This is a genomic window from Paracoccus cavernae (assembly GCF_042430175.1).
Lineage (GTDB): Bacteria > Pseudomonadota > Alphaproteobacteria > Rhodobacterales > Rhodobacteraceae > Paracoccus > Paracoccus cavernae.
Map to the genome: position 1 here is coordinate 205,038 of NZ_JBHMDZ010000048.1, position 24,900 is coordinate 229,937.

25 protein-coding genes are annotated in these 24,900 nt (G+C 62.2%); 2 read left to right on the plus strand and 23 right to left on the minus strand.

Annotated elements, in window-relative coordinates; all coding sequences use genetic code 11:
* Positions 1-101 precede the first annotated feature (101 nt).
* From ACFFUC_RS17620 to ACFFUC_RS17650, 7 genes are all read right to left on the minus strand, one after another.
* Positions 102-305, minus strand: a complete 204-nt coding sequence (locus tag ACFFUC_RS17620) for a hypothetical protein (RefSeq protein WP_377688225.1) — start codon at positions 303-305, stop codon at positions 102-104.
* A 294-nt stretch (positions 306-599) separates the two neighbouring features.
* Complete coding sequence (locus tag ACFFUC_RS17625; protein ID WP_377688226.1) at positions 600-1,343, minus strand: sulfite exporter TauE/SafE family protein; 744 nt, start codon at positions 1,341-1,343, stop codon at positions 600-602.
* A 132-nt stretch (positions 1,344-1,475) separates the two neighbouring features.
* A complete protein-coding gene (locus ACFFUC_RS17630; RefSeq protein WP_377688227.1) occupies positions 1,476-2,927 on the minus strand; it encodes an NAD-dependent succinate-semialdehyde dehydrogenase in 1,452 nt (483 codons plus the stop codon).
* A gap of 54 nt (positions 2,928-2,981) precedes the next feature.
* Positions 2,982-3,881, minus strand: a complete 900-nt coding sequence (locus ACFFUC_RS17635; protein ID WP_377688228.1) for an NAD(P)-binding domain-containing protein — start codon at positions 3,879-3,881, stop codon at positions 2,982-2,984.
* 85 nt (positions 3,882-3,966) lie between these two features.
* The gene (locus ACFFUC_RS17640; RefSeq protein WP_377688229.1) at positions 3,967-5,235 is read right to left on the minus strand and encodes a TRAP transporter large permease; all 1,269 of its coding nucleotides are present in this window, start codon (positions 5,233-5,235) and stop codon (positions 3,967-3,969) included.
* A 20-nt stretch (positions 5,236-5,255) separates the two neighbouring features.
* The gene (locus tag ACFFUC_RS17645) at positions 5,256-5,771 is read right to left on the minus strand and encodes a TRAP transporter small permease (RefSeq protein WP_377688230.1); all 516 of its coding nucleotides are present in this window, start codon (positions 5,769-5,771) and stop codon (positions 5,256-5,258) included.
* Positions 5,772-5,838: 67 nt separating this feature from the next.
* Positions 5,839-7,038 carry a TRAP transporter substrate-binding protein gene (locus tag ACFFUC_RS17650; RefSeq protein WP_377688231.1) on the minus strand — a complete coding sequence of 400 codons (1,200 nt, stop codon included), beginning with the start codon at positions 7,036-7,038 and terminating at the stop codon, positions 5,839-5,841.
* 308 nt (positions 7,039-7,346) lie between these two features.
* Between ACFFUC_RS17650 and ACFFUC_RS17655 the strand changes: the two genes are divergently transcribed.
* Complete coding sequence (locus tag ACFFUC_RS17655; protein ID WP_377688232.1) at positions 7,347-8,258, plus strand: LysR family transcriptional regulator; 912 nt, start codon at positions 7,347-7,349, stop codon at positions 8,256-8,258.
* Positions 8,259-8,274: 16 nt separating this feature from the next.
* Here ACFFUC_RS17655 and ACFFUC_RS17660 read toward each other — a convergent pair whose 3' ends face one another.
* The 13 genes from ACFFUC_RS17660 to ACFFUC_RS17720 all read right to left on the minus strand — a co-directional run bounded on the left by ACFFUC_RS17660 (position 8,275) and on the right by ACFFUC_RS17720 (position 20,043).
* Positions 8,275-8,589 carry an NIPSNAP family protein gene (locus ACFFUC_RS17660; protein ID WP_377688233.1) on the minus strand — a complete coding sequence of 105 codons (315 nt, stop codon included), beginning with the start codon at positions 8,587-8,589 and terminating at the stop codon, positions 8,275-8,277.
* A 38-nt stretch (positions 8,590-8,627) separates the two neighbouring features.
* Positions 8,628-9,644 (minus strand): YeiH family protein, encoded by a 1,017-nt coding sequence (locus tag ACFFUC_RS17665; protein WP_377688234.1) that lies wholly within the window; start codon positions 9,642-9,644, stop codon positions 8,628-8,630.
* Positions 9,641-10,309: a fumarate hydratase C-terminal domain-containing protein gene (locus ACFFUC_RS17670; protein ID WP_377688235.1), complete on the minus strand. Its 669-nt coding sequence runs from the start codon at positions 10,307-10,309 to the stop codon at positions 9,641-9,643. The genes ACFFUC_RS17665 and ACFFUC_RS17670 overlap by 4 nt, the downstream gene beginning before the upstream one ends.
* On the minus strand, positions 10,306-11,262 hold the full coding sequence (locus ACFFUC_RS17675) for a fumarate hydratase (RefSeq protein WP_377688236.1): 957 nt from the start codon (positions 11,260-11,262) through the stop codon (positions 10,306-10,308). Before ACFFUC_RS17675 ends, ACFFUC_RS17670 begins: the two co-directional genes overlap by 4 nt.
* A 32-nt stretch (positions 11,263-11,294) precedes the next feature.
* Positions 11,295-13,058 (minus strand): L-aspartate oxidase, encoded by a 1,764-nt coding sequence (locus tag ACFFUC_RS17680; protein ID WP_377688237.1) that lies wholly within the window; start codon positions 13,056-13,058, stop codon positions 11,295-11,297.
* 2 nt (positions 13,059-13,060) lie between these two features.
* Complete coding sequence (gene sdhC, locus ACFFUC_RS17685) at positions 13,061-13,417, minus strand: succinate dehydrogenase, cytochrome b556 subunit (RefSeq protein WP_377688238.1); 357 nt, start codon at positions 13,415-13,417, stop codon at positions 13,061-13,063.
* Positions 13,408-13,740, minus strand: coding sequence for a succinate dehydrogenase (locus tag ACFFUC_RS17690; protein WP_377688239.1), 333 nt, complete (start codon positions 13,738-13,740; stop codon positions 13,408-13,410). Before ACFFUC_RS17690 ends, sdhC begins: the two co-directional genes overlap by 10 nt.
* 2 nt (positions 13,741-13,742) lie before the next feature.
* Positions 13,743-14,450 carry a succinate dehydrogenase/fumarate reductase iron-sulfur subunit gene (locus ACFFUC_RS17695; RefSeq protein WP_377688240.1) on the minus strand — a complete coding sequence of 236 codons (708 nt, stop codon included), beginning with the start codon at positions 14,448-14,450 and terminating at the stop codon, positions 13,743-13,745.
* Positions 14,451-14,846: 396 nt separating this feature from the next.
* On the minus strand, positions 14,847-15,689 hold the full coding sequence (locus ACFFUC_RS17700; RefSeq protein ID WP_377688241.1) for an ABC transporter permease: 843 nt from the start codon (positions 15,687-15,689) through the stop codon (positions 14,847-14,849).
* A gap of 103 nt (positions 15,690-15,792) precedes the next feature.
* Positions 15,793-16,827 (minus strand): ABC transporter substrate-binding protein, encoded by a 1,035-nt coding sequence (locus ACFFUC_RS17705; RefSeq protein WP_377688242.1) that lies wholly within the window; start codon positions 16,825-16,827, stop codon positions 15,793-15,795.
* A gap of 85 nt (positions 16,828-16,912) precedes the next feature.
* Positions 16,913-17,980, minus strand: a complete 1,068-nt coding sequence (locus ACFFUC_RS17710; protein WP_377688243.1) for an ABC transporter ATP-binding protein — start codon at positions 17,978-17,980, stop codon at positions 16,913-16,915.
* Positions 17,980-18,804, minus strand: coding sequence for an ABC transporter permease (locus tag ACFFUC_RS17715; protein WP_377688244.1), 825 nt, complete (start codon positions 18,802-18,804; stop codon positions 17,980-17,982). Before ACFFUC_RS17715 ends, ACFFUC_RS17710 begins: the two co-directional genes overlap by 1 nt.
* Positions 18,805-18,810: 6 nt before the next feature.
* Entirely contained in the window at positions 18,811-20,043 is a 1,233-nt protein-coding gene (locus ACFFUC_RS17720; protein WP_377688245.1) for a metal-dependent hydrolase family protein, read from the minus strand.
* Positions 20,044-20,309: 266 nt separating this feature from the next.
* Between ACFFUC_RS17720 and ACFFUC_RS17725 the strand changes: the two genes are divergently transcribed.
* Positions 20,310-20,972, plus strand: coding sequence for a TetR/AcrR family transcriptional regulator (locus ACFFUC_RS17725; protein ID WP_377688246.1), 663 nt, complete (start codon positions 20,310-20,312; stop codon positions 20,970-20,972).
* A 56-nt stretch (positions 20,973-21,028) separates the two neighbouring features.
* Here the strand turns inward: ACFFUC_RS17725 and ACFFUC_RS17730 are convergent, their stop codons facing one another.
* The 3 genes from ACFFUC_RS17730 to ACFFUC_RS17740 all read right to left on the minus strand — a co-directional run bounded on the left by ACFFUC_RS17730 (position 21,029) and on the right by ACFFUC_RS17740 (position 24,893).
* On the minus strand, positions 21,029-22,258 hold the full coding sequence (locus ACFFUC_RS17730) for a M24 family metallopeptidase (protein WP_377688247.1): 1,230 nt from the start codon (positions 22,256-22,258) through the stop codon (positions 21,029-21,031).
* Between the two features lie 251 nt (positions 22,259-22,509).
* Positions 22,510-23,097: a hypothetical protein gene (locus ACFFUC_RS17735; RefSeq protein WP_377688248.1), complete on the minus strand. Its 588-nt coding sequence runs from the start codon at positions 23,095-23,097 to the stop codon at positions 22,510-22,512.
* On the minus strand, positions 23,094-24,893 hold the full coding sequence (locus tag ACFFUC_RS17740) for an ABC transporter ATP-binding protein (protein WP_377688249.1): 1,800 nt from the start codon (positions 24,891-24,893) through the stop codon (positions 23,094-23,096). Before ACFFUC_RS17740 ends, ACFFUC_RS17735 begins: the two co-directional genes overlap by 4 nt.
* Positions 24,894-24,900: the final 7 nt, after the last annotated feature.

Genomic DNA, 24,900 nt, shown 5'->3' on the forward strand with positions numbered 1-24,900 from the left:
TGCCTCGCCCGCAGCCTTGGGATTGCGGGCGGGGTGTTGCCGTCCCCAAAGGACCATCCACTGACTGCGGCTTGAAAGGGTGACCCCCTCTCGGGCCGCTTTTACTTTGCGCGGCCAAGTAGATGCGGGGACCGCATCCTGTTGTCGGCCACGGAGAGCATCGCTCGGAGCGGCAAAAACAGAAATGCCGGCAGAACGGCACGAAGGCCGGTCGGAAGCGGCCCTTTCCGGTTCTTCTGCCATGCTTCGTGCAGATCCTCGCCGATATGGTAGACGGCTGCGCTGAACTGCAGCGCTTCCAGCATCTGGATGCTTGTCGCAACCGGCGTTCAAGCGGTCTTGCGATGCCAGCACCCACAGCCCCATCAGGACGGGTGCAGGCGCAGGGCGATTTCCCGATAAAGCTTGTCGATTTCGGCGCGCTCTCCGGTACAACGCGGATACGTGGCCGCGGCGGCATCGCCTCACATCAGCGAGCAGGAGTTTCTTCCTCCCCGAGCTACGCTCCGGCGCCGAACGCCCGATGCCGCGCCCTGCACTGTCTGGCCGCATGGCGCGTCTCGCCTGAACGATCACGGACAAACCTGCCGATAACCGCCTTACACCAGTTCCCGCAAAGCCAGGATCGATCCCGAAAAGAGCATCAGCCCGAAGAGAGCCACGCGGAACTGATCGTCGGACAGGCGCCGGAACACCAGCATGCCGACTTGCGCACCGATCAAGGTCGCCGGCAGGGCGAGTGCGGTCAGCCCAAGCGTTTGGGCTGTATAAAACCCTTTCCACGCCAAAAGCGCGGCGGTCACGGTCAGCACGATCACATTATAGCTTTGCAGCACCGCGCGGGTTTCGCCCTTTGGCCATGGCCGCAAAGCACACCACATCGAGGGCAACGCGCCGGACAGCGACGCGGCACCGCCAAGCATGCCCCCCGCAAGGCCGACGACCATATCCGGAACGGATGTGCGGGGCTCGAACCGCGGCAGGTTGCCGCGCAGCAGGAAGAAGCCGCCATAGAAAAACATCGATGCGGCAATCCCGATCCGGAGCAGTTCGGCACTGACGATCGACAGGGCGGCGACTCCCAGGGGAATCCCCGCCAAAGCGGGCAGCAGGAACCGCGCCAATCGGGCGGGGTGGCGCCGGATCTCGCTCCGCACGATCCAGATCCCCTGAAGCCCGCTCGCGATCGACATGACGACGGCAATGGCGACGGCCTGAGGGGCAGGAAGGATCTGCAGCCAAAACCCGAGCGCGAAAAGCGCGGTGCCGAAACCTGCAAGTCCGTTGACGAAACCGCCCGCAATCGCGCCCGCAAACAGCGCCGCGAGAAAACCCGTATCCATCAGCCTAGCCGCCTCGCGCAATCGCGCAGAAAGAGCAGGACCGGAGTGTGGGTGGGCACGCGCATTATCCTGCTTCTCCGTTCGAAAGCCGCCCGTAGGAAGGGTTCAAGGCAGGTGAGCTCCTGAGCCAGGTCAGAGGCCGGCGAGGCAAACGTATTTGATCTCGACATATTCATCGATGCCGTGACGCGAGCCTTCGCGACCAAGTCCCGACTGCTTGACCCCCCCGAACGGAGCCGCCTCGTTCGCCAAAGCGCCGGTATTCACGCCGACCATACCGGCCTCGAGCCGCTCGGCCACGCGGAAGACCCGCGCGAGATCACGGCTGTAGAAATAGGCGGCCAAGCCGAACTCGCTGTCATTCGCCAAAGCGATTGCCTGCTCTTCGGTCGAGAAGGGAATGATTGCCGCCAGCGGAGCGAAGGTCTCTTCGCGGGCGACCAGCGCATCGGGGCTGACATCGGTGATCACGGTCGGCTGGAACCAGCTCCGCCCAAGCGCATGGCGCCCGCCGCCGGCAACAAGCCGCGCGCCGCGCTCAAGCGCATCTTCGAGATGGGCCTCGACCTTCTCCACCGCCGCCATATCGATCAGCGGCCCCTGTTCGGTCGCAGCGTCGGATCCGACCCCGACGACCAGCCGCTCGGCCGCTGCACCCAAGCGCAAGGCGAATTCCGCTGCGATGCTGTCATGAACATAGATCCGGTTAGCGCAAACGCAGGTCTGCCCCGAGTTGCGGAACTTGGCCATCATGGCGCCCTGCACCGCCGCCTCCAGATCGGCGTCGTCAAAGACGATAAACGGCGCATTGCCGCCCAGTTCCAAAGACAGCCGCTTGATGTCGCCGGCGCATTCGCGCATCAGCCAGCGCCCGACCTCGGTCGATCCGGTAAAGCTGATCTTCGCGATGGTCGGGCTTTTGCAAAAAGCCTCGCCGATCATCGTCGCCTTGCCGGTGACAACCTGAAACACCCCTGCCGGAATGCCCGCACGTTCGGCCAGAACCGCGAGCGCCAGGGCGGAGAGCGGCGTTTGCGAGGCCGGTTTGACGATGATCGGACAGCCTGCAGCCAGCGCCGGACCCGCCTTGCGGGTGATCATCCCGTTCGGAAAGTTCCAAGGCGTGATCGCGGCGCAGACGCCGATCGGCTGTTTCAGCACCAGAATGCGGCGATCGGTGGCCGGAGCGGGAATGATCTCGCCGTAAAGCCGCTTTGCCTCTTCCGCGAACCATTCGAGATAGGCGGCATTCGAAACGATCTCGCCTTTGGCCTCTGCCAGGGTCTTGCCCTGTTCGGCGGTCAGGATCTGTGCGAGATCATCGGCATTTTGCAAGATCAGATCATGCCACCGCCGCAAAAGCGCCGCCCGCTCGCGGGCAGGACGCGCGGCCCAGTCGGCGCGCGCGGCTTCGGCGGCGGCAATCGCCTGCTCGATGGTCGTGCGGTCCAAAGATGGCACCCGACCCACGAGAGAGCCGTCGGCGGGGTTCGTCACTTCGATCCCCTGCCCCTCGGCAGAGATCCAAGCGCCCGCCACATAGGCGCTATCGGTCAGTAGGGTCTGGTCTTGCAAAGCTGGCATCGTCTTTTCCTAATCGTCTGGGTCTTCACGTCGTGGCGGGCGGCCAAAGCTGCGTCAGTCCGGATAGTGGACCGGCTCGAGCGCCGATTTGCGCCGCAGCGTCTCCAGAACCGCAGACCAGTCGTTTCCGCCGAAACCTTCGGCTTTGGACATGGAGTAGATCTGCGCTGCTGCGGCACCGACGGACAGCGGCACGTTCAATCCGGCAGCATATGACAGCGCCAGATTGAGATCCTTGGAGGCGAGACCCAGGCCGAACTCTGCTGAAATGTCGCCGCCGAGCACTTTGCGTTGATAGGCGCCGGTAACAAAACCTTTGCCCGCTGTAGTGCCTGCCAGCACCTCGACCGTGCGCGCGACATCCAGTCCTGCAGCCTCGGCAAAAGCGAGGGTTTCGGCGGTCAGCGTGTTCAGGGCCGTCGACATGAAGTTGTTGACGATCTTGGTGCGGGTTCCGGTCCCGTTATCGCCGCAATGGATCGTCTGACGACCGACCGCGTCGAAAATGACGGCCGCCGCCTCGACATCGCGAGACGCTCCGCCGGCGAGGATCAGGAGCTGGCCGCGCTCGGCCACTTCCGAGGTTCCGCCGACCGGCGCGTCGAGCATAGCAATGCCGATCCGCGAAAGACGCGTCGCGATACGGTCCGTGGCTTCGGGGGCAATGGTGCTCATGTCGATGAAAAGCGTCGCCTTGGCCATCGCATTCGCCACGCCCGGCGAACCGAACAGGATATCTTCGACATCCGGCCCGTTCGGCAGCATGGTCACGACGAATTGCCGGTTCGAGGCCGCATCGGCCGCCGACGAGGCGGCATGGCCGCCAAGACCGGCGATGCGCGCAACCGCTTCCGGATTGATGTCGTAGACCCAGACCTCGTGTCCGGCCTCGACCAAGTTGCGCGACATGGCGTGACCCATGCGCCCAAGACCGATGAACCCAATGGAAGCCATTGTTTCTTTCTCCGTTTTCCGATGGCCTGATGCAGGATCAGGCAGGATTGTTATCTGAAATTGATCGTCCGGCCGGCGGCCCGCCTCAAAGGAAGGCCATCGACATCCACGGCATGAAGGCGATCGCCACGCAGCACAGGATCAGCACGAGAACATAGGGGCCGACCGTTCGGGTTACGGTTGCGAAACTCACCCCCGAGACCGCACTGGCGACAAAGAGGTTCAGCCCGAGCGGCGGCGTGATGAAGCCGACTGCCAAGGTCGAGACGATGATCACCCCGAAATGCACCGGATCCACACCGATTTCACGGGCGATCGGGGTCAGCATCGGCGCAAGGATCAGGATATTGGGCGCGGCCTCCATCACGCTGCCGACAATGAGCAGCAGCAGGATGATCATGATCAGGAGCACCACGGGATCGGTGGACCAGCCGAGCATCGCCGAAACCAGAGCATCGGGGATCTTCAGCACCGTGAGGTTTTGCGACAGGACCATGGCGACCGCGACAATCGGGATGACCAAACCACAGATGCGCGAGCTGCTGACCAGAACCGCCGGAACATCGCGGAGCTTCAGCTTGCGGGTAATGACCACCGCCACAAAAAGGCAGTAGACGGCGGCGACCGCGCCTGCCTCGGTCGGGGTGAAAATGCCCGAGTAGATCCCGACGAGAATGATGGCGATCGCGCCAATCGCGTAGCGCGTATCGATTGCAGCCGTCACCACGCCACGCGCGGAAAAGGGCGTGCGCTCGCCATAATTGCGTTTGCGCGAGATGAGATAGGCCACGACACACATCGCGCCGACCATCACGAGACCCGGGATGATCCCAGCAATGAAAAGGTCGGTGACGCTGACGCCGGTCGTCACGCCGTAAAGAACGAAGGAGACGCTTGGCGGGATGATGATCCCCACGACGCCTCCGGCCGCAACGGTGCCTGCCGAAAAGCCGCGGTCATAGGATTGTTTGCTCATCTCGGGCAGAACAACCTTGCCCACCGTCGCGACGGTCGCCGCATTCGAGCCGCTGATCGCCGCGAAAATGCCCGAGGCCACGATCGTCGTCAGCGCCAGACCGCCGCGCATCCATCCCACGATGCTCTGGGAAAAGCGCATGATCTGCGCCGCAATTCCGCCGGATGCGATCAGATCGCCGGTCACGACAAAGAGCGGCAGGGCCAAAAGCGGGAAGAGGTTCAACGAGTCGAACATCGTCAGGCTGATGTTGAGCAGCGGAAACTGGTCGGTGATCAGCGTCAGCAGCACGGCTCCGATGCCGATGACGGTCAGGATTTCGACCCCGAGCAGCAGGAAGACTGCCAAGGCGATGAATACAAGTGTGCTTGGTTCCATGTCTTGCTCCCCCGCAAGGCTCAGCTGGCCGAAGCGACCGGCGGCGTCAGCGGACGCCCGTGCCGATAGTCGCCGATGGTGGTAATGGCGCGCTGCACCGTCCGCAGGGCCACAAGGCCCCAGCCCACCGGCACCGAGAGCAGGGCAATCCAGAACGGCAGGTCGATACCAACCATTTTCTGCTCGAAATCGACGACATCGGCGAAAGGCTGGCGGATGAACACCACGACGATGCTGGCAAGGACGATCAGCAACAGATCGGACAGGAGCAGCAGGGCAAGCTGCGCGCCGCGCGGCAGCATGTCGCGCAGGACCGTCACCGCAAGATGGCTGCGGTTGCGCGCCATCGCCGCCATCGACAGATAGCTCAGCCAGATAAAAGCATAGATCGCCGTCTCGTAAGCAGAGAGGATCGAGGTTTTGAACAGGTAGCGCCCGATGACTTCGGCGAAAATGACGGCGATGATGTAGATATAGAGGATCGCACCCAGCGCATCCTCGAGATACTGGTCCACAAGCGCAATGGTCCGCTTCATCCTTGCCTTCCCTCCCATGGTTGCAGTGACCGGACGGCAATCACGCGCGGATCTCCGGCCCCCGAACTCACAGCTTCCACCAGCGCACCGGCTCGGTACCGCCTTGCGCCGCGGTCACCTTGAGAACGAGCTCGTAGGCCTCGCGCCCGTAGGTATCGACCGCTTGCTGCAGCAGGGGATTGCTCTCGACGGAAAGCGCGCTTTTCCACGCCGCGCGCTCTTCGTCGGTCAGGAAGGTCATCTTGGTTCCGGCAGCAAGGAAACCTGCATCCGGAGCCGAATCCGGCATGATGCCGAATGTGTCCCGCTGGATCGTTTCATAGGTGTTGTAGACATAGGTCTGCGCCTCGAAAGCGGCTTCCATGACGGATTCCCGCAGATCCTCGTCCAGCTTGTCGAGCCAGCGGCTGCTGAGCCAGATCGAGTCGGTGTTGTACATCCAGTCGGTGTCGATGATCTGACCGATGACAGTCGCCATCCCCGTGTCGTAGCCGGAGCCCGGCGCAAGATGCAGCCCCTCCATCACACCATCCTTGAGCGCCGAGAAGGTCTCGGCCCATGCGATCGGGGTCGCGCTGGTGGGAAGGATCTGGAAGGCAAGCTGTTCGAGCTTTGCGGCCGTGACGCGGATCTTCATGCCGGCGAGATCTTCCGGCCGCCGGACCTCGGTCGAGACCGAACGCGACAGCATCACCCTGCGCACCCAGGGATGGGCAAAGGCAACAACAAGGCGGCGATCCTCGGTGCCCTTGCGGAAGGTGTCGTTGAACTCCTTGCTGAACAGCAGACGCCAGAAATTCTGTTCGTTCCCGATGGCATAGGGCACATCGAGAATGTTCAGGATCGGAACCAGCTGCGCGGCATTCTGCATGCTGCAACTGCCCGCCTGAACGACGCCCTGCTGCACCTTCTTGAGCAGCTCGGCCTGACCGCCCAAAGCGCCGCCGTCATGGACTTCGACATAGATGCGGCCACCGCTCAGGCGCTCGATCGCGGCCTTGAACTCGGGTGCGCCATGGATCCAGGACATATGCGGCGTTCCGACACGGCCGGGGAACTGGTTCAACGTGGCGTCAAGTCCCATGGTCAGCACATGTTCGGCGGCCGCCTTTCGCGCGGTTTCATCCGCGACGACTTCGGCCAAAGCCTTGCCGCCCCCCGACAGCGTGTAGCCAAAGCCCACGCTCGCAACCGTGCAACCGCCCAGAGCCGCCCGCAGGATGTCCCGTCGGTTCAGATGTCCCGAGGCCTTTTCAAGTTTCTTCATTTCCGTTGTCTCCCCCCATATGTTCTTGCGTCGCCCGCCGGCCCCCGATCTCCGGCGCTCGGCCCAAGGTCCTGTTCCGGACCTCGTGCGTGAACTCCGCGGCACCTCCCTGTGCCGACGTGATCCCGGACGTCTTTGCAGGGAATTTAATCCACAGAACTACTTACGAAAAGTAATAAATTATTGACGGTTCTGTAAGTTGAGATTTAGGATGTACTGATATTCCAGCCAAATCCCTGCATTGCCGCGATACGGACAAGCAATACGGATCACGCCAAAGACCCCTCAACCCAGACCGGATATGATCCATGTCGATCAGAATGCTCAAGACGCTTATTGCGATTGCAGACCACAAGACCTTCAGCGCCGCCGCCGATGCCGTCTTCGTCACCCATGCCGCCGTCAGCCAGCAAATGCGGTCGCTTGAGGAGAGCTGGCAGGTCAAGATCTTCGACCGCACGACCCGAACTCCCGAGTTTACGCCCGTCGGCCGCGCGCTTGTGTCGCAGGCCCGCGAAGTGGTCCGCGCCTACGACAATATCGTTCCGGCCGTTCTGGGCGATGGTGGCCTGCGGGGAGAATTCCCGCTCGGAGCCGTCGCCACGACCCTGACGGCGATCGTGCCTTTCTCGGCGGCCCTGCTGAAGAACAGCTGTCCCGAACTGCATTTGCGGCTTTATCCGGGACTGACGAACCAGCTGATCCCGCAGGTCGAGCGCGGCACGCTCGAGGCGGCGCTGATCTCGCGGCCTCCTGCGCTCGCACCGAGCCTGGTCTGGCGCAGCATTGCGCAGGAAAAACTGGTGCTGGTGACATCGCACAAGGTCCAGAGCGACGATGCCGTCGAAATCCTTCGCAGCTATCCCTTCATCCGCTTTTCACGCGATGCCGTCGTCGGCACGTTGATCGAAAAATGCCTGAGCGATAACGGAATCGCCGTCACCGATACGATGGAACTGGCCAATCTCGAGGCGATCTACGGCATGGTGATTGCCGATCTCGGCATCTCGATCGTCCCCGATCCCTGCATCAAACTGGCCAACGAGCCGCCACTGCGCCGCATTTCCCTCAGGGGTCTGAACGCCCCTGTCCGCGAGCTGGGCCTGATCTACCGCAAGGATACGACCAAGCTGCGGGTGATCGAAGAGGTCGCCACCTCGATCGACAAGGCGCTCGCCATCGGGACCTTTTCGTCCGATTCCATCCGGCTGGCGACCTGAGGCGCAGCGGAGCGCGTCACTCCGGCTTGAAGAAGGGCGCGGGGATCAGGATCTTGTTCTCGATCTGGTCGACGAGCGGGCGCATCTGGACGGCATAGCTCTGCCATTCCTGCGAGGCCTGCAACGCCTTGCGACGCTCCCACCGGTCATCCATGCTGTCATAGCCCCACATATGGACGATCTGGTTCAGCGGGCCGATATCGGTAAAGTAATAGCCGACCATCTTGCCGAGAATGCGGGTCTGGACCTCCAGCCCTTCCGCCTCATAAAGCTTGAGGAATTTCGGGACATTGCCGTTTTTCAGCGTATAGGTTCGCATGTCGATGAACATCGATCAGGGCCTTTTCATGTTTGGAAAGGGAGAGGGGCTCAGACCTGCAGCGTTATGATCATGGTCAGCGCGAAAGCGGCGAGAACGGCCGTCAGCGCGCAGACAACCGCGATGGCGCGCGGACCGACCTCGGCCAATTTGCCGAGCGAGGTCTTCATCCCCAGTGCGGAAATCGCGACGATCAGAAGCCAGCGCGACAGCTCGAGAAGAAATGCCACAATCTCCGGCGGGATTATTCTGGTGCTGCCGATCAGAACGAGCGCCGCAAAGCCCAGAACGAAAAGCGGGATCGGAAGCTTGCCGCCCGATTGCGCGCCGGGATGCGAGGCAAAACACAAGGAGATGACGACCACGACCGGCACCAAAAGCGCCACGCGCAGCAGCTTGACGAAGGTTGCGGTCGCGCCCGCCTCGTCGGAAACCGAATATCCCGCCCCGACCACTTGGGCCACATCATGGATCGTCGCGCCGAAGAAGACGCCCATCGCGTGATCCGAAAGGCCCAATGCCGTGCCGATCATCGGATAGATGATCATTGCGATCGTGGACAAAGCCGTGACCGCGATCACGGTGAAGACCGTATCACGCTCGTGATTGGGGTCGTCCTTGGGCAGAACCGACGAGATCGCGAGCGCGGCCGAGGCGCCGCAAATCGCCACCGCTCCGCCCGTCAACAGGCCGAAGGGCAGCGAGCGGCCGGTAGCCCGCGCCAAAACGACGCCCAAGCCGATCGTCAGCCCGACACCGGCCAGAGTGATGCCCACGACGACCAACCCCGCCGAGGCGATCTGCTGGACGGTAATCCCCAACCCCAGAAGCGCCACGCCGAAACGCAGCAGCTTCTTTGCGGCGAACTCGATCCCCTCGGCGGCCGGTGCCTGCGGCTCGGCCAGAAAGGCAAAGGCCATGCCCAGAAGCAGCGCCATGAGCATGACCGGCGCGCCGTAATGTTCGGAGAGAAACCGTGCCGCCAGCGCGACGGTCACCGCCGAGAGAATGCCGGGAAAAAGGCTGCGCAACCTGCCGGGAAACCGGCCCATCTCGATCACGGTCATCCGATCAGCTCGTCGGTGCGGTCGTCGGTCTCGCCGAAGCGCTTGAGGACGGCGGGTTTGGTGCCCTCGTAGACACGCTCGAGATTCTCGGCGATCTTGGCATTCTCGCGCTCGAAGAGGCAATTCCCTTCCATATCCGAAGCTACGAGGAAGGGCCCCATGCGGTTGCATTTCAGCACCCACATCGCCTGGGCCAGACCAAGCTCCTCATGCCAGTGCACGGCTTCGACATTCTCGACCCCGCGCCCGAGAAGCGCTCCGGTGCCATAGCCCACGGTCGAGAGATAGATCGCTCCGTTCGGGACGAAGTATTCCTTGTAATCCTTGGACGACATTCCGCCCTTGCCGACGATCAGGCGCGCACCCGATTTCGCGATCCATTCCGGCAGCCATTTCGAGAAGCGGAAACTCGCCGTGGCGGTGACCGCCCCCATGTCGAAACTGCCGTCCTTGCGGATCGTGGCTGCCGGCGAGCAGTGGAAATTCGCCGCGCTCTGTGACGGCAGCTCCAGCGGGATATTCGCCTTGCCCTCGAGCGCGCGCATGTAGACGCCCTCTCGCGCGGTATACATCAGGCCGGAAAGATAGACGATATCGCCAAGGCGCAACGCGGCGATCTCTTCGGCGGTGGGCGTGGTCGAAAGCTCGACTTCGCGCGGCTTCATTCTGCAGCCTCCAATGCGGTATCCCATTCCACGGTCTCGCGGCGCTGATAGGGGGTGAACCAGTCGGGGTCGGTGCGGTGTTCGACACGCCCGTCGGGGAAGATGCGAGCCACCGCGCGGCGCGATGACAGGCAGAAGGCATGGACCGACATCTGCATCCCGCCGGTATGGCAATAGCCGACCTCGATATGGGTATCGATCACCATGTTCTTGCCGACAAAGCCCATCGCGCCCATGCCGATGGAGTTGCCCAGCTCCTTGAGCTCTTCCTCAAGCTCGGCGATCCGGGGATCCGCATTGCGGTCGCCCACCGTACGCAGACAAGCCGCGCGTTTGCCCAAAACCATGCAGGTGTCCTTGCAGCCGCCCAGCCCGATCCCGATGATCGCGGGCTGGCAGGCAAGTCCGCGTTTGCCGAATGCCACAAGGCTGTCGAGATAGAAGCGCTTTATCCCCTGGATACCGTCGGACGGAAAAAGCATCCGGTAATCGGTTCCGAACAGCCCGCCTTTGTGGACCGTTATCAGGTCGATCCAGTCACCGCCGGGCTCGTAGCCATATTCGATCTCGGGCGCGCCGATGCCCACATTGTTGTCATGATCGGTGCGCCACAAGGGGTGTACGCGGTTGGGGCGCAGGGGCACCGAACTCGTGGCATTTGCGGTCGCCCGCCGCAAGGCGGCCTCGAGCGCGACCGGCCCGCCCTCGATGCGGGCATCATTGCCCATTTTCACATACCAGCGCGGCGTTCCGGTATCGCCGCACATGGCGCGGCGGTCCTGCTTGGCGGCCTCGTAATTCTCGAGCATGGCTTGCAGCACGAAGGATGACAGATCGCCGTCCTCGGTCTTGGCGGCAGCCTTTAGACCGCCGAGATAATCCTCGGGGATCTCGATTGCCGCCTTGGCCATCAGCTCTTCGGCGGTGGATTGGATGAGGTGAAGCGGGATCACGTTCTTTCCTTTCGAAGCTCGCTCTGCTGGCGCTATTGGGCCGCGACGAGCGTCTCGGGCTCGCTGGCAGGCAGGATGGTTTCGCCCGGGCGCACGATCGTGAACCGGACCTGTTCGCGCGACATGGCAAGCTCGTCGCCCTGCATCCGGGCCAGCGTGAAATAGGAGCTTTCGAGATCGCCCGATTCCGGAAAGTCCTCGCGGAAATGCGCGCCGCGGGAATTCTCGCGCAGCTCGCCGGCGCGCGCGATCACCGCAGAAACCTCGGTCAGCGAGGCCATGTTGAGCCAATCGTGCCAGGTAAGGTTGAAGGCAAGATTGGAGGGGTCGACCCCCGTTTCCATCAGCTCCGCCCGAATTTCGGCAACGCGCTTCTGGCCGCGCTCCAGACCGGCAGCGGTGCGCATCACGCCTACATCCTCCCACATCGCCTCCTGAAGCTTGTGGCGAAGGCTGTGCACGGCTGCGGGCTTGCGCGTGAGCGGATGAAGCGCGCGTTCGACCTCGGCGGCCAGCACCTGCTCGTCGGGATCGCGCAGCGCCCCGATACGGCGCACGTCCACACCCATGACATCGCCCGCAATGCCGCCAAAAACCGTCGAATTGGCGACGCCATTCCCGCCGAGCCGGTTCGAGCCATGCGCACCGCCCGCATCCTCGCCGGCGACATAAAGCCCTTCCATCGCGGTGCGGGTATCGGGATCGACCACGACACCGCCCATGAAGTAATGCGCGGTCGGCACGACTTCGACTTTGCCGGCTGCGAGATCAAAGCCGCTATCGGCGCAGCGCTTGACCATGCCTGCAAATTTTTTGCGGACATTCTCGGGGCCGAGATGACCCATCGAGATAAACATGCCGACCTGCGAGGGGTCGTTGTTCTTGCGCATCTCGGCATAAATGCCGCGGCTGACCACGTCCCGTGTCGCGCGTTCGCCGCGCTGGTCGTAATCGAACATGAAGCGCTCGCCCCGTGCATTCAGAAGCTGCCCTCCCGCGCCACGCAGCCCTTCTTCAAGGACGGTGCCGGTCATGCGGGTATGATCGCCCGCGAGCAGGCCGGTGGGATGGAACTGCACCATTTCCATGTCGCGCAACGGCAGACCGGCGCGCAAAGCCATCGCGAGCCCGTCCATCGTCTTGTCGCCGGAGGGCGTGTGATATTTGTACATGGTCGGCCCGCCGCCAGTGCCCATCATCACACATTTCGCGCGGACAAAACGGAAGCGGCCGGTCCGCATGTCGATGAAAAGCACCCCTGCAAGCGAGGCGCCGTCCCGCGTCGGGATCAGCCCGATGGCGCGATGCTCCTGCAGCTTCTGGATCGGCCGCGCCAGCACCTGTTCCATCAGGCGGCTGATGATCTCGATACCGGTAAGGTCGCCCTTGTGGACGGTCCGGTCGGCGGTTTGGCCGGCGAAAGCCTTCTGATGCAGGGTGCCGTCGGGATTGCGGTCGAAGAAGCAGCCGATCTCGTTTTCCAGCTCGGTGATCCGCACCACCGCCTGTTCGCAAAGACGCCAGGCCATGTCCTGATTGGGCAGCCATTTGCCGCCGTTGATCGTATCCATGAAATGGCGCTCGACCGTGTCGCCGCCGCCAAGCGCGACGTTATAGCCGCCCTGCACCATGCGGGTGCAGCCGCATTTCCCGATCAGCCCCTTCACGGCAAGGGTGATACGCGTCCCCTCCGGTGCGGTCTGCAGGGCATGGAGCGCGGCAAAGAGCCCTGCCCCTCCCGATCCGAGGATCAGGATATCGGTGTCTTCACGTTCGATTTGGATTTGTGGAGCCATGTTCACACCGCGCGCAAAAGGAAAGTGCCCGAGACCAGAAAGGCCCCTGCGATCGAGGCCGCAGCCAATGACTTCTGGCGTGACGACCACGGCAGAAACTCGAGCGCCAAAAGCCGCAAGCCGCCGAAGAAATGGACTGCCAACAGGAAGACCAGACCGAATTCCGCGAGCTTCACGAGCGGGTTGTCGGCGAAGCTCAGGAAGTGGTCGAGCGTCTCGGGCTTTGTCAGAGCCAGCGACAGGACGTAGAAATGTGCAGGCAGGAACAGCGCGAGCGCGAGGCCCGACAGCCGGTGCAGCATATAGGCCAGCCATAGCGGATGACGACGGTGCGGCTTCAATCTCGTGCTCATGCCCATGTCACCGCCCAAAGGGCCCGTGCTCCCATCGTCAGCAGCACGAGACCCGTGCCATAAGTGAAAACACCCAGCCAAGCGCCGCGAATTCCGGTCGTTTCGTGCAGGATCACCCGCAGACCGATCGCCGCATGGATCGACACGGCCACCACCAGACTTCCGTAGAAAAGGAACCACATGATGCTGCCCTGCGTGCGGCCGAGGATCTCGGCCGTCGTCAGCCCGCCCTGGATCGCATAGGCCATAACCGCGAGGTGACCGAGCACCAGCGGGGCCATCACCATCGCGCTCAGGCGCTGCGCCATGTAAAGGTTAAGGTTGAGCATCCTTATGTCCTCCGCTTCAGGAATGAACCGGCGACCGCCCGTTTGAGCCCGGCAATCGCGCTCAGGGGGTCAAGCTCGTTCGGACAAAAGCGGGTGCAGCTTCCCTGCGTGTGGCAGTTCATGCAGCCGCCCGTCCCCGAAACGGCGTCGAGGACCGCGTTCCGATCCTCGACTTTGACGTCGTTATAAAGCGTCCAGGCGCGTTGCAGGGCCGCAGGCCCGAGATAGTCGGCATTCGCGGCGACGGTGTCGCAGGCGGCATAGCAGACCGAACAGTTTATGCACTCGATGGCCTTGTTGGCCTCGACCCGCCCGCGCTCGTCCGGCGAGACCTGCTGGATCGGTTCGTCGCGACTGCGCGAGGGGCGATGCGCGCCGCCGGCCTTGACCCATTTGTCGAAAAACGGATCCATATCCGCCGCGAGATCCTTGATGACCGGCAGGTTGCGCAGAGGGGCGATCTCAAGCCGGTCGCCGTCGAGCACGCGGCTGACATGGGTCCGACAGGTCCAGCGCGGTTCGCCATTCACCATCATCGCGCAAGAGCCGCACATTCCGACACGGCAGGCATAGCGGTAGGTAAGCGTCGGATCCGCGGATTGCTGGATCCAGCTCACCACATCAAGAACGGTTTGGCTTTTCCGGGACGGAACGGTGAAGGTCTCGAACGCGCCGCCATCCGCATTGCCGCGCCACACCGACACATTCAAAGGTCTTTCATTCTCGCTCACGGCCTACCTGCTCGCTTGTACGTTGGAGCAAGTAATATTCGGAACAAATTCTAACATAAAGGAACTAATAATAACACAAACGGTAAGATAAACTTACCTCAATCTGAATTATGTCCGTGGATTTCCGCCGCTTGATCGGCGCGGCGACAAGGGGAGAACCAGCACCAGCCCTCGTCGCAAGATGCCTCAATGGCTGACCGCCATGGCTATAGCATCGATGCTGATACCCTTTGTCGGTTTGGGCTATACCGCCGTGCCCCCCTTTTCCGCGTATCGCGCGACGGGCGGCAGCAGCACCCTGCCCCGTGGCCGCCGCCTATCGGCGGATCAACAAAGGGCTGCTTCCCGACGGGGTCGCGCCGACCATTTTCCGGATCAATACCGGCGACGAATGAACAGCGCGGCCAGCACCGAAACCGTAATCGTCACCGACAGAAGAACGAAGGCCAGCGCCGCGCCGAAGGGCCAGTTTGCTTTGCTCATGATTTCGGTCACGATCATCGGTGCCATCATCCGGAAAGACGGCCCGCCGAGCAGGACCGGCGTCGCATAGGCGTTCATGGTCAGGATGAAGGACAAGGTCGCCGCAGCCAGCAGACCGGGCATCACTTGCGGCAGGCGCACCAGCAGAAAGGACTGAAACGGCGCCGCGCCAAGGCTGGCGGCAGCATAGTCGATATTTTCATCCAGCCCTTCGAACACGCTTTGCAACGTCAGAACCACATAGGGAAGATTGACCGCCGTAATGCCGATGAAAACCGCAAGCGGCGTATGCATGATCGTCAAAGGCTGCGAGATCAGACCCAGCTTGACCAACGTATAGTTCAGCACGCCGGTCTGACCAAATGCCACCATCCAGCCCGCCGCGCGCACCGCATTCGAGATGAAAAGCGGCAAGATGATGGCCATCATCAACAGCGTTTTGCGGTGACCTCTCTGGCTGGCGATCCAATTGGCCAAGGGCAAGCCCAGCAAGATGCAAAACACCGTGACGCCCGCCGCCATCATCAGCGTCGTGCCCATCCCCTCGAGATAATAGGCGTCGGTGAAGAAGGTGGTGAAATTGGCAAGGGTGAAGCCCGAAATCATGAACTCGCCCGGAACGAATTCGTTGAAGCTGTAGCGCAGCAGGTAAAGCAGCGGCAGCGCCATAAAGACCAGCACGAGGCCGGTCGCAGGCATCAGCAGCGCGGCGGCTGTCAAGGAACGGTTCTTCATCTGCTTGCCTTCCAGAAGCGGTCATATGGCCCGACCGAAGCGATCGGACGGGCCGGAGGCATTGGGGCGTAATCAGCCCCGCCCACACGGGCGAGCGGCCCACTCAGGCCTTGAATTCCTTGTTCCACCAGTCCTGAAGCGCGGCGTCCTGCTTGGCGAGATATTCCAGATCGGGAAGCAGGAACTGCTCGCGCTGCTCGGGCGTGTAATCGACCTGTGCAGCAAGCTCCGGCGACAGCTTCACCTCGGAGTTGCTCGGCGCATAGCCCATCTGCTCGGCAAAGGCGGTTTGCGGCATCTCCTCGAGCATGGCGTTCAGATATTGGTAGGCCGCTTCCTTGTTGGGCGCGTTCTTGGGAATGCACATATCCGAGAGATAGATGGCAATGCCCTCTTTCGGGATGGCGATCTCGATGTCGATACCGGCTTTTTTCCACATATAGCCGCGTGCGTTCCACATGATGCACATGACGATCTCTCCCGATTTGAGCGCCTGAGCCATCGCCTCGTTGGTCGGATAGATTTTGACGCCCTGCTTTTTCAGCTCGAGCAGCTTGGCCTTGCCGGGCTCGTAATCCGACGGACCGCCACCCGCGATCATCGCCGCGGATTCGATCGTGGTCTGGTACTGGATGTCGATCACCCCGATGCGGCCGGCGTATTTCGGGTCCCACAGATCATTGTAGGAGGTCGGCGCGGGGCTCACCTCTTTGGGGTTAAACAGGATTACGCGGCCAGTATAGATATGGGGAATGCCGTAAGGCACGCGGATGAAGGGCAGGACTTTGGACAAGGCGGGGATCTTGCTCTCGTCCAGTTCCTCAAGAAGACCGTTGGCATACATCTCGTAGCTGCCCTGACGCGTCAGGCAGGCGATATCCATCGAGCCGCGCGGCAGGCGACGTTCGGCCATCAGCTTCGATTTGCGGACGACGTCGTTGGCCGGATCGTAGATCACCTGCATGCCGCTGTCTTTCAGCACGCTATCGGCGATATTGATCTGCTGGAGGTTCTGGTAATCGCCGCCCCATGTGCCGATGACCACCCGCCCGCCGGCCTGCGCAAAAGCAGGCAGCGCGGTCGAAAGCATCAGCCCGCCCGAGAGAATACCGAAAGTCCGTCTGTTCATCTTGGTCATGTCGCATTCCCTGATGTTATTGGTTGGAACGTCATCCTGCGCCTACGCATCGGGCGCAGTATTTTTCCGGCCGCCTTCTGCAGCCTTACATCGCGATGATATCGGCCGGCGAAATCGTCAGCGTCACACCGGCATCCGCGCGGAGCTCGATCCCCGCATCGCGCACCGCCGCAGGCGAGGCGACAACGGCCAGCCGCTCGCCGCCCTCGAGCGTCAGCCCAAGCTCGATCGCACCGCCGAGAAAGACGAAATGCGAAATCCGCGCGGGCAAGGTGTTCGGGCCGTTTGCGTTGAGCCCGCCCCCTGCTTCGGCCGCGCCCAGACGGATCGCCTCGGGGCGGATCATGATCTCGGAGGCCGCACCCATATCCCGTCCGCCGCGCAGCGATGCGCCGCCGGCGCTGCGGAACATATTGCCGATTGCCGCCCCGCTCAGGAAATTGGTGCGGCCAATGAAATCGGCGACAAAGCGGTTCGCGGGTTGATAGTAAAGCTCTTGCGCGGTCCCGACCTGTTCGATCATCCCCGCCCGCATCAAGACCAGCCGGTCACCGACCGACATCGCCTCTTCCTGATCATGCGTCACCATGATCGTCGTGATCCCGAGCGTCTTTTGCAGATTGCGCAGCTCGTCGCGTACCTGCAGGCGAAGCCGCGCATCGAGGTTCGACAGCGGCTCGTCGAGCAGCAGAATATCGGGACGGATCGCGATGGCACGGGCGATCGCCACGCGCTGCTGTTGGCCTCCCGACAACTGCTTGGGCAGCCGGTCACCCAGATGACCCAGCTCGACCAGTTCAAGCGCATCGGTGACCCGTTTGCGGATCTCTGCCTCGGGCTGTTTGCGGCGGCGCAGGCCGAAGGCCACGTTTTCGAAAATGCTCAGATGCGGGAAAAGAGCGTAATTCTGGAAAACCAGCCCGATGTTGCGCCGGTGCGGCGGCGCATGCGTGATATCACGCCCGCCAAGCGTGACCTGCCCGCCGTCTGGCTCGATAAAGCCCGCCAGCATCCGCAGGGTCGTGGTCTTGCCGCAGCCCGAAGGCCCGAGGAAGATCAGGAATTCACCATCACGGACGGACAGCCCGAAATCCGTCACCGCGCGAAAGGTGCCATAGGTTTTGGTCAGGCCCGCGATCTCGACATTTGCCATCAGACCATCCTCGAAATGTTAACAAAGCGATTGGAGACGACCAGCATCAGCGCGACGAACAGCACCTGAAGCACCGATACCGCAGCGATGGTCGGATCGATCTTCCATTCCAGATATTGCATCATGGCGACCGGCAGAGTGACCTGCCCCGGTGCCGACAGAAAGATCGACACTTCAAGATTGCCGAAGCTGACGACGAACGAGAAAACCGCGGCCGCAAAGATCCCGGGCCGGATCAGGGGCAATGTCACCAGCCAGACCACGCTTGACGGCCCTGCCCCCAGAGAGGCCGCGGCCTCTTCGATCGACATGTTGACCCCCTCGAGCGAGGACAGCAGCAGCCGGATGCACCACGGGATCGTCAAAAGCACATGGCCCGCGACAAAGATCCCCGTCGAGCCGACCAAAGGCAGGCCCGAGGCGATCTCGATTTCAACCACGGTGACATAAAGCGCGGCCCCGATGACGATGGCGGGCACGGTAAGCGGCGACATCAGCAGCTGGACCAGCGCCCCGCGACCGCGAAAGCTGCGGCGCACGATGATCAATGCCGCGGGAACCGAGACCGCGAGACCGGCCAGCATGGCGAAAGTCGCCACCGAAACCGACAACAGGAAGCCGCTCAGGAACTGGGGCTGGCGAAACGCCTCGGAGAACCACTTGAGCGAATAGCCCTCGACCGGCAGGGAGAGGATCTCGTTCGAGATCACCGAGAGCCAGAACACCAGTACCAAAGGCACCAGCATCAGCCCCAGACCGCAAGCGATGGTCACGCCTCCCGCCAGCCGTCCAACCCTTTCGGAAAGCGATTTTCCCCTGATCATGCGGGCTTACTCCGCCAGACGGTTCTTGTAGAAGACCCCGCCCTTCATGATCGCGCTCAGGCATTCGTCATGGCGTTCGAGCACGGTAATATCTTCCAGCGGATTGCCGTCGACGATCAGAAGATCGGCGTAGGCGCCCGGCGCCAGCGTGCCGATTTCGTCCTCCATGCCGCACAGCCGCGCCGAGATACGGGTGGCCGAAAGCAGCACTTCCTGATTGCTCAAGACGCGGGTGCGCAGCGAAAACTCCATCGACTGATATTTGTGCAGCTGACCAAGCAGATCCGAACCGAAGGCCATCGGCAGACCGGCATCGCGCATGATCTTCAGCGATTCCAGACCGGCGACGCGAACCGTATCGATCTTGGCGGCGGAATCGGGGTTGAGCCCGAAATTCGCCCCCTCCAGCGCCAGCCCCTCATAGGCGACCAGAGTCGGGCAGGCGATCGCACCGGCTTCTGCGGCGAGACGTGCGGTCTCGGGGGTGATCAGGTTGCAATGCTCGAGCGATTTCACGCCGCATTCGACAGCGCGCCGGATCGACGCGTCTGAATAGGTATGGGCCGCAACATAGAGGCCGTAGTTTTCGGCCTCTTCGACAATGGCGATGATCTCTTCGCGCGAATATTGCAGAACATGGATCGGGTCATTGGGCGAAGCCACCCCGCCATTGGCCATGATCTTGATGAATTGCGCACCGTTCTTGATTTCCTCGCGCGTGGCGCGGCGAACCTCGTCGACACCATCCGCGATCCGGCCAAGCGAGCCGAGACTTGCTTGATGAAGCGGGCGGTTGTCGTAGCGGGCACGGTAATCGCCGTGGCCAACGGTCTGGCTGAGCGCCTTGCCGCAGATCACCAGACGCGGCGCGTCGATCTCGCCCTCGTTGATCGCCATCTGCAGCCCGAGATCCGCGCCCGCCAGATCGCGCAACGTGGTGAAACCGCGCATCAGCATCTTGCGCATGATCCCTGCCGAACGCAGCGCGATCACCGAACTGGGCAAAGCCGCATTTTCGGCCAGATTGACCAAAGTGGCGACGACATGGACATGGGCATCAACCAGCCCCGGCATGAGCGTGCGCCCGCCAAGATCGATCCGCTCGGCATCCGGCGCGTCGATCCGACCCTCGCTGACCTGAGCGATCCGGTCGTTCTCGACCAGCAGCTCCAGCCCCTCGCGCAGGGTCCCCGCGTCGACATCCAAAAGCTTTCCACCGAAAAATACATAGCGCGTCATCATCATCTCCGGGCGTTGGGCCTTGGCTGGTTTTGCATGCAACGAATATCCTGAAGGGCACTCTGGCAGGCGGTTCCGCATCTTGTCCAGAAAAAAACACCGCTGTTCGCAAAATTTCTTAAAAATACATAATGCCATGATTTTGCTTATTTATATTACAGAAATTCGAATTGCTGCTTGCGAAAAAGGCAGCAGCAGCTTAGAAATTCCAAACCGGAGAGCGTTATTTTTCCGGCAAATGTCCCAAAGCCAGGCAGAGTGTTTTCATGCCCGCCAAGACGAACACGCCTTCGAAAATCTCGCGCCTGACACAGGCCGAGCGATCCTCGACAACGCGCGAAAGGGTCTGTCGGGCGACGCTCGAAGCCTTGGCCGAAGTGGGGCATGACAGCATCTCGACCACGATGATCGCACATCGCGCCAATCTGTCACGGGGGGCGCTGACGCATCAGTTCCCGACCCGCAACGACCTTCTGGTTGCCGCCCTGCGCCAGCTTCACGACAATTGGAGAAATGCGCCGCCGGTCAATCTGGACCCGCTCGAGACGCGGCTTTCAATGGCCGATCTGACCGAGGTTCTGTGGCAAAACGTCTTCGGAGACCCGCATTATCTGGCCGCGATCGAGCTGATGCTTGCCGCCCGACTGGACACGGATCTTGGCCGCGGCCTGCGCGAGGAAATGGAAAGCTGGGTCGCGCACCGAGACGACCGCTTTTTCGCGCTTTTGCGCATGTCCCCCGATTGCGAAGAACAAAGACTGCTGCTTCGCCTCACCTTGTCCGTATTGCGCGGCATCGCGGTTCATCGCAGCTTCGATCAAAGCGACACGATGGCCCGCCAACTTGTCTCGTTGTGGCAAAAGATGCTGCGCGGTAGCGATGTCGGCCTGCCTCGCCCCATGCCGGATCAGGAAGACCGCAACGCTTAGCCTGCTGGTCCCGTCCTGCATGCAGGCGGGAGCATTGCCCCCGCCCTTCCTTTGGCCTAGCGCCCTGCCGTGATCCCGAAGGGATCGTCAAAGCTATGGGCAGGCTCGGTGAACCAGCGCGCACCCGCGTCGGTCATATAGGCGCAATCCTCAAGCCGGATCCCGAATTCGCCATAGATGCAAATCATCGGCTCGACCGAGAAACACATTCCGACCTCGAGCGGCCGCAGGTTGCCGCGCACCATATAGCTGTCTTCATGCATATCCAGCCCGATGCCGTGGCCGGTGCGATGCGGAAGCCCCGGAACGCCGTAATCCGACGCAAACCCCGACGCGGCCTCGATCACCGCGCGCGCGGCATGGTCGACATTCTCGCAAGCGGCGCCAAGACGGGCCGCGTCGAAGCCCGCAAGTTGGGCCGTCCGCTCGAGGTTCCAAACCTCGCGCTGCCGCGCCGTTCCCGTACCGAAAACATAGGTGCGCGTGATGTCGGAGCGGTAGCCGTCAAGTTTGCAGCCGGTATCGACCAGCACCATATCGCCGTCCTTCAGCGTCTGGGGATAGTCGACGCCGTGAGGATAGGCGGTCGCCTCGCCAAAAAGAACGATCGGCAGACCCGATCCCGTGACATCGCCACCCAGCCGGCCATAGGCGGCGAGGATGAACTCCTGAACCTCGGTGGTCGAAATACCTTCATACAGGATCGAGGCCGCGCTTTTATGCACCAGGATCGCCATATCGCTTGCCCGCTGCATCAGGGCGATCTCGCGTTCCGATTTCAGGGAGCGGCAAGCCGCCGTCACGCCGGCACCGTTCACGAATTCAAGCGCCGGACCCGCTTTCTGCATGGCGTCGAGCGTAAAGAACGGTGTCTGCGGATCAACAGCAACGCGCCCCGAGGCAATCCCCGCCCGTGCAAGTTCCGCCACGACCAGCGCACCCGGATCCTCATGCTCTTGCCACAAGGCGATCCGGCCCGGCAGTTTGAGCATGGTTTCGGTCTTGGGCCCCTCGAAAGCGGGGCTAAGGTAAACGAGGTCCCCCGCAGCCGGTAGAAGCGCGCCGTGCAAGCGCTCGCTTGCGCCGATGTTGAGGCCCGTAAAATACCGCTGGTTCACGGTCGCATCAAGATAGAGCGCCGCGATCCCCTGCGCCCGCATCATGGCCTGCGCAAGCGCAAGCCGCGCACGAAGATCGTCCGGACCGATCATCTCCAGCCCGTCCGTCATCACCTTCAGTCCGGCCAAAACCTCTTGGGCATTCGCCCCGCCTACGCCATGCACCACGTCTTGTCTCCGCCCATTCGGTATACTTGTTGTATTCCGGCGGAATGTGCAGGCAAATGGATGTGCAGTCCAGAAAAAAACCGTGCTGTTCGCAAATTGATTTGGCTGGTTCGGCCGCTCATGGCGGCGTCAGCCATCAGAGGTTCCGGTCGGGGCGGTACGGGCGGGCGGTCGCCTCGATCAGCCGGAAAGCGCTGCGAGAACAGGAGGGCGGCATGATCACCCCAAGAACGTCCGCTATCCCGCACCGCCTAAACAGACCGAAGCGTCTCGACCTTGCCTTTGGGAAGATCGGTGACATCGGCATGAAAGCTGGCGGCGCGGCCTGCGGGTTGGTTGAGCAGCAAAAAGCACAGGTTGATGATGGGCTGCCAGCGCAGGGCCGCCTCGACCTTGGCGGGCTGGTAGGTGCCGCGCACCGCCAGCAGGTTCACAGTGCCGATCAGCGTATCATTGACCACCGCCGGAATGTTCAAACTGGATTCGTAGCCAAGATCGCGGATCTTCTCCCAATCGAAGAAAAGTTCCGCCACCCCCGCCAGATCGACCGAGGCCCAGTGCTGGCGCGGCTTGACCACGCGCTCGAAATAAGGCCCCGGCACAAGGGCTTTGAAATTGCCGACCGGATAGGCCGCGCGATCCTCGGAAAAGACGCGGCACGAGGTCATGTCGTCGAAATCATAGACGAGCGCGGTCAGCAGGCCGCAATCGGCATCCCGCGCCAGCCCCTCGCGCAGATAGGCGAAAAGATTGACGGCGGCATCCGCGCCGGCCAGCAGTTGCGCGACTTGGGCGCGGTCATAGGGGGTTTGCATCATTTGCTCTCGGCTCAAGGTCATTGGGCATCCGCCATGACGAAATGTCCGGCCGAGACCTCGTCGTAATGGCGCAGCGGCGGCTGGTAATCGACATGGCGCAGCGGGCTGCGGATATCGCTGGTATCCATCCCGCCCCTGACACGGCGCAGCGTCGGATCGGGGATCGGGACCGCATCGATCAGGCGGCGGGTATAGGGATGGCGCGGGTTGTTGAAGATTTCAGCGCGCGGGCCGATCTCAACAATCTCGCCCGAATACATCACCGCAACCCTGTGGCTGACTCGCTCGACCACGGCCATATCATGGCTGATGAAAAGATAAGAGAGGCGCTTGCGCTCTTGCAGGTCCAGCATCAGGTTCAGCACCTGCGCCTTGATCGAGACATCCAGCGCCGAGACGCTTTCATCGGCGATGATCAGCTTCGGCTCGAGCGTCAGGGCGCGGGCGATGCAGACCCTTTGGCGCTGCCCGCCCGAAAATTCATGGGGATAGCGGTCGGCCATTTCGCCGCTAAGACCCACCTCTTCGAGCAGGGCGCGGGCGCGCGCCATGGCCTCGCGGGGGGTGCAGACCTTGTGGATCAGCAAGGGCTCGGCAATCGCGGCCCCGACCTTGCGGCGCGGGTTGAGCGAGGCATAGGGATCTTGAAAGATCATCTGGATCGAGCGGCGCAGCGCTTGCAGATCAACGCCCGCGCCCAGGATCTCTTGGCCCTGCAAACGGACCGAGCCCGCTTGCGTATGCACCATGCGCATCAGCGCCCGACCGGTGGTGGACTTGCCGCAACCGGATTCGCCCACCAGCGCCAAGGTCTCGCCGTGGTTCAGATCGAAGCTGACGTTTTCGATGGCATGAACACGCGCGACCGCGCGGCGGCGCAGACCGCCCCGAATGTCGAAACGCGTGACCAGATTGCGCACCTGCAAGACCGGCTCGGGGCCGACCGTGTCGATGGTGGGCGCGGCCGGTGCGGCCAGGCCGGTCATGGCATCGACCAGATCAAAGCGCTTGGGCCGCGTCGTCGCGCCCATCTTGCCCAAAGCCGGAACCGCCGCCAAAAGCGCGCGGGTATAGGGCTGCCGGGGCGCGGCAAAAAGCGGATCGGTCGCGCCGGTTTCCACGATATCGCCGCGATACATCACCGTCACACGATCCGCGATCTCGGCCACGACCCCCATATCATGGGTGATGAACAAGACCGCCATATCCTCTTCTTGTTGCAACTCCTTGATCAGCTGGGTGATCTGGGCCTGAATGGTCACATCCAGCGCGGTCGTCGGCTCGTCCGCGATCAACAGCTTGGGACGACAGGCCAGCGCCACCGCGATCATCACCCGCTGCCGCATCCCCCCCGACAGCAAATGCGGATAATCATCGGCGCGCCTGCTGGCGGCGGGGATGCGCACTTTCTCCAACAGCTGCAGCGTTTCCTTGCGCGCCGCCGAGGCCGAAAGGCCGCGATGGATCATCAGGGCCTCGTCGATCTGATCGCCAATCGTCATCACCGGATTGAGCGAGGTCATCGGCTCTTGAAAGATCATGGCGATGCGGTTGCCGCGGATCTGCTGCATCTGGGTCTCGGGCAGGGTCAAAAGATCCCAGCCCTCGAACAGGATCCGGCCCTGATGACGCGCCAGACCCGGCTGCAACAGCCGCATGATCGACATGGCCGTGACGCTTTTTCCCGAACCCGACTCGCCGACGACCGCCAAGGTCTCGCCCGCATCAATCGAGAAGCTGACATTGCGCACGACCGGTTTCCAGCCGTCGTCGCCCCGAAAAGAGGTCGTCAGATTGTCAAGTTCCAGAACAGCCATCACGATC

What these genes read in the sequence shown, in the direction of transcription:
- ACFFUC_RS17645 (WP_377688230.1), bottom strand. Translation starts at nt 5,771, where the DNA reads ATGAAGCGGACCATTGCGCTTGTGGACCAGTATCTCGAGGATGCGCTG.
- ACFFUC_RS17700 (WP_377688241.1), bottom strand. Translation starts at nt 15,689, where the DNA reads ATGAAGAACCGTTCCTTGACAGCCGCCGCGCTGCTGATGCCTGCGACC.
- ACFFUC_RS17635 (WP_377688228.1), bottom strand. Translation starts at nt 3,881, where the DNA reads ATGGCTTCCATTGGGTTCATCGGTCTTGGGCGCATGGGTCACGCCATG.
- ACFFUC_RS17715 (WP_377688244.1), bottom strand. Translation starts at nt 18,804, where the DNA reads ATGATCAGGGGAAAATCGCTTTCCGAAAGGGTTGGACGGCTGGCGGGA.
- ACFFUC_RS17735 (WP_377688248.1), bottom strand. Translation starts at nt 23,097, where the DNA reads ATGACCTTGAGCCGAGAGCAAATGATGCAAACCCCCTATGACCGCGCC.
- ACFFUC_RS17680 (WP_377688237.1), bottom strand. Translation starts at nt 13,058, where the DNA reads ATGGCTCCACAAATCCAAATCGAACGTGAAGACACCGATATCCTGATC.
- ACFFUC_RS17625 (WP_377688226.1), bottom strand. Translation starts at nt 1,343, where the DNA reads ATGGATACGGGTTTTCTCGCGGCGCTGTTTGCGGGCGCGATTGCGGGC.
- ACFFUC_RS17630 (WP_377688227.1), bottom strand. Translation starts at nt 2,927, where the DNA reads ATGCCAGCTTTGCAAGACCAGACCCTACTGACCGATAGCGCCTATGTG.
- ACFFUC_RS17665 (WP_377688234.1), bottom strand. Translation starts at nt 9,644, where the DNA reads ATGACCGTGATCGAGATGGGCCGGTTTCCCGGCAGGTTGCGCAGCCTT.
- ACFFUC_RS17640 (WP_377688229.1), bottom strand. Translation starts at nt 5,235, where the DNA reads ATGGAACCAAGCACACTTGTATTCATCGCCTTGGCAGTCTTCCTGCTG.
- ACFFUC_RS17725 (WP_377688246.1), top strand. Translation starts at nt 20,310, where the DNA reads ATGCCCGCCAAGACGAACACGCCTTCGAAAATCTCGCGCCTGACACAG.
- ACFFUC_RS17670 (WP_377688235.1), bottom strand. Translation starts at nt 10,309, where the DNA reads ATGAAGCCGCGCGAAGTCGAGCTTTCGACCACGCCCACCGCCGAAGAG.
- ACFFUC_RS17705 (WP_377688242.1), bottom strand. Translation starts at nt 16,827, where the DNA reads ATGACCAAGATGAACAGACGGACTTTCGGTATTCTCTCGGGCGGGCTG.
- ACFFUC_RS17690 (WP_377688239.1), bottom strand. Translation starts at nt 13,740, where the DNA reads ATGCTCAACCTTAACCTTTACATGGCGCAGCGCCTGAGCGCGATGGTG.
- ACFFUC_RS17660 (WP_377688233.1), bottom strand. Translation starts at nt 8,589, where the DNA reads ATGTTCATCGACATGCGAACCTATACGCTGAAAAACGGCAATGTCCCG.
- ACFFUC_RS17710 (WP_377688243.1), bottom strand. Translation starts at nt 17,980, where the DNA reads ATGGCAAATGTCGAGATCGCGGGCCTGACCAAAACCTATGGCACCTTT.
- ACFFUC_RS17650 (WP_377688231.1), bottom strand. Translation starts at nt 7,038, where the DNA reads ATGAAGAAACTTGAAAAGGCCTCGGGACATCTGAACCGACGGGACATC.
- sdhC (WP_377688238.1), bottom strand. Translation starts at nt 13,417, where the DNA reads ATGGGCATGAGCACGAGATTGAAGCCGCACCGTCGTCATCCGCTATGG.
- ACFFUC_RS17655 (WP_377688232.1), top strand. Translation starts at nt 7,347, where the DNA reads ATGTCGATCAGAATGCTCAAGACGCTTATTGCGATTGCAGACCACAAG.
- ACFFUC_RS17620 (WP_377688225.1), bottom strand. Translation starts at nt 305, where the DNA reads ATGCTGGAAGCGCTGCAGTTCAGCGCAGCCGTCTACCATATCGGCGAG.
- ACFFUC_RS17720 (WP_377688245.1), bottom strand. Translation starts at nt 20,043, where the DNA reads ATGACGCGCTATGTATTTTTCGGTGGAAAGCTTTTGGATGTCGACGCG.
- ACFFUC_RS17740 (WP_377688249.1), bottom strand. Translation starts at nt 24,893, where the DNA reads ATGGCTGTTCTGGAACTTGACAATCTGACGACCTCTTTTCGGGGCGAC.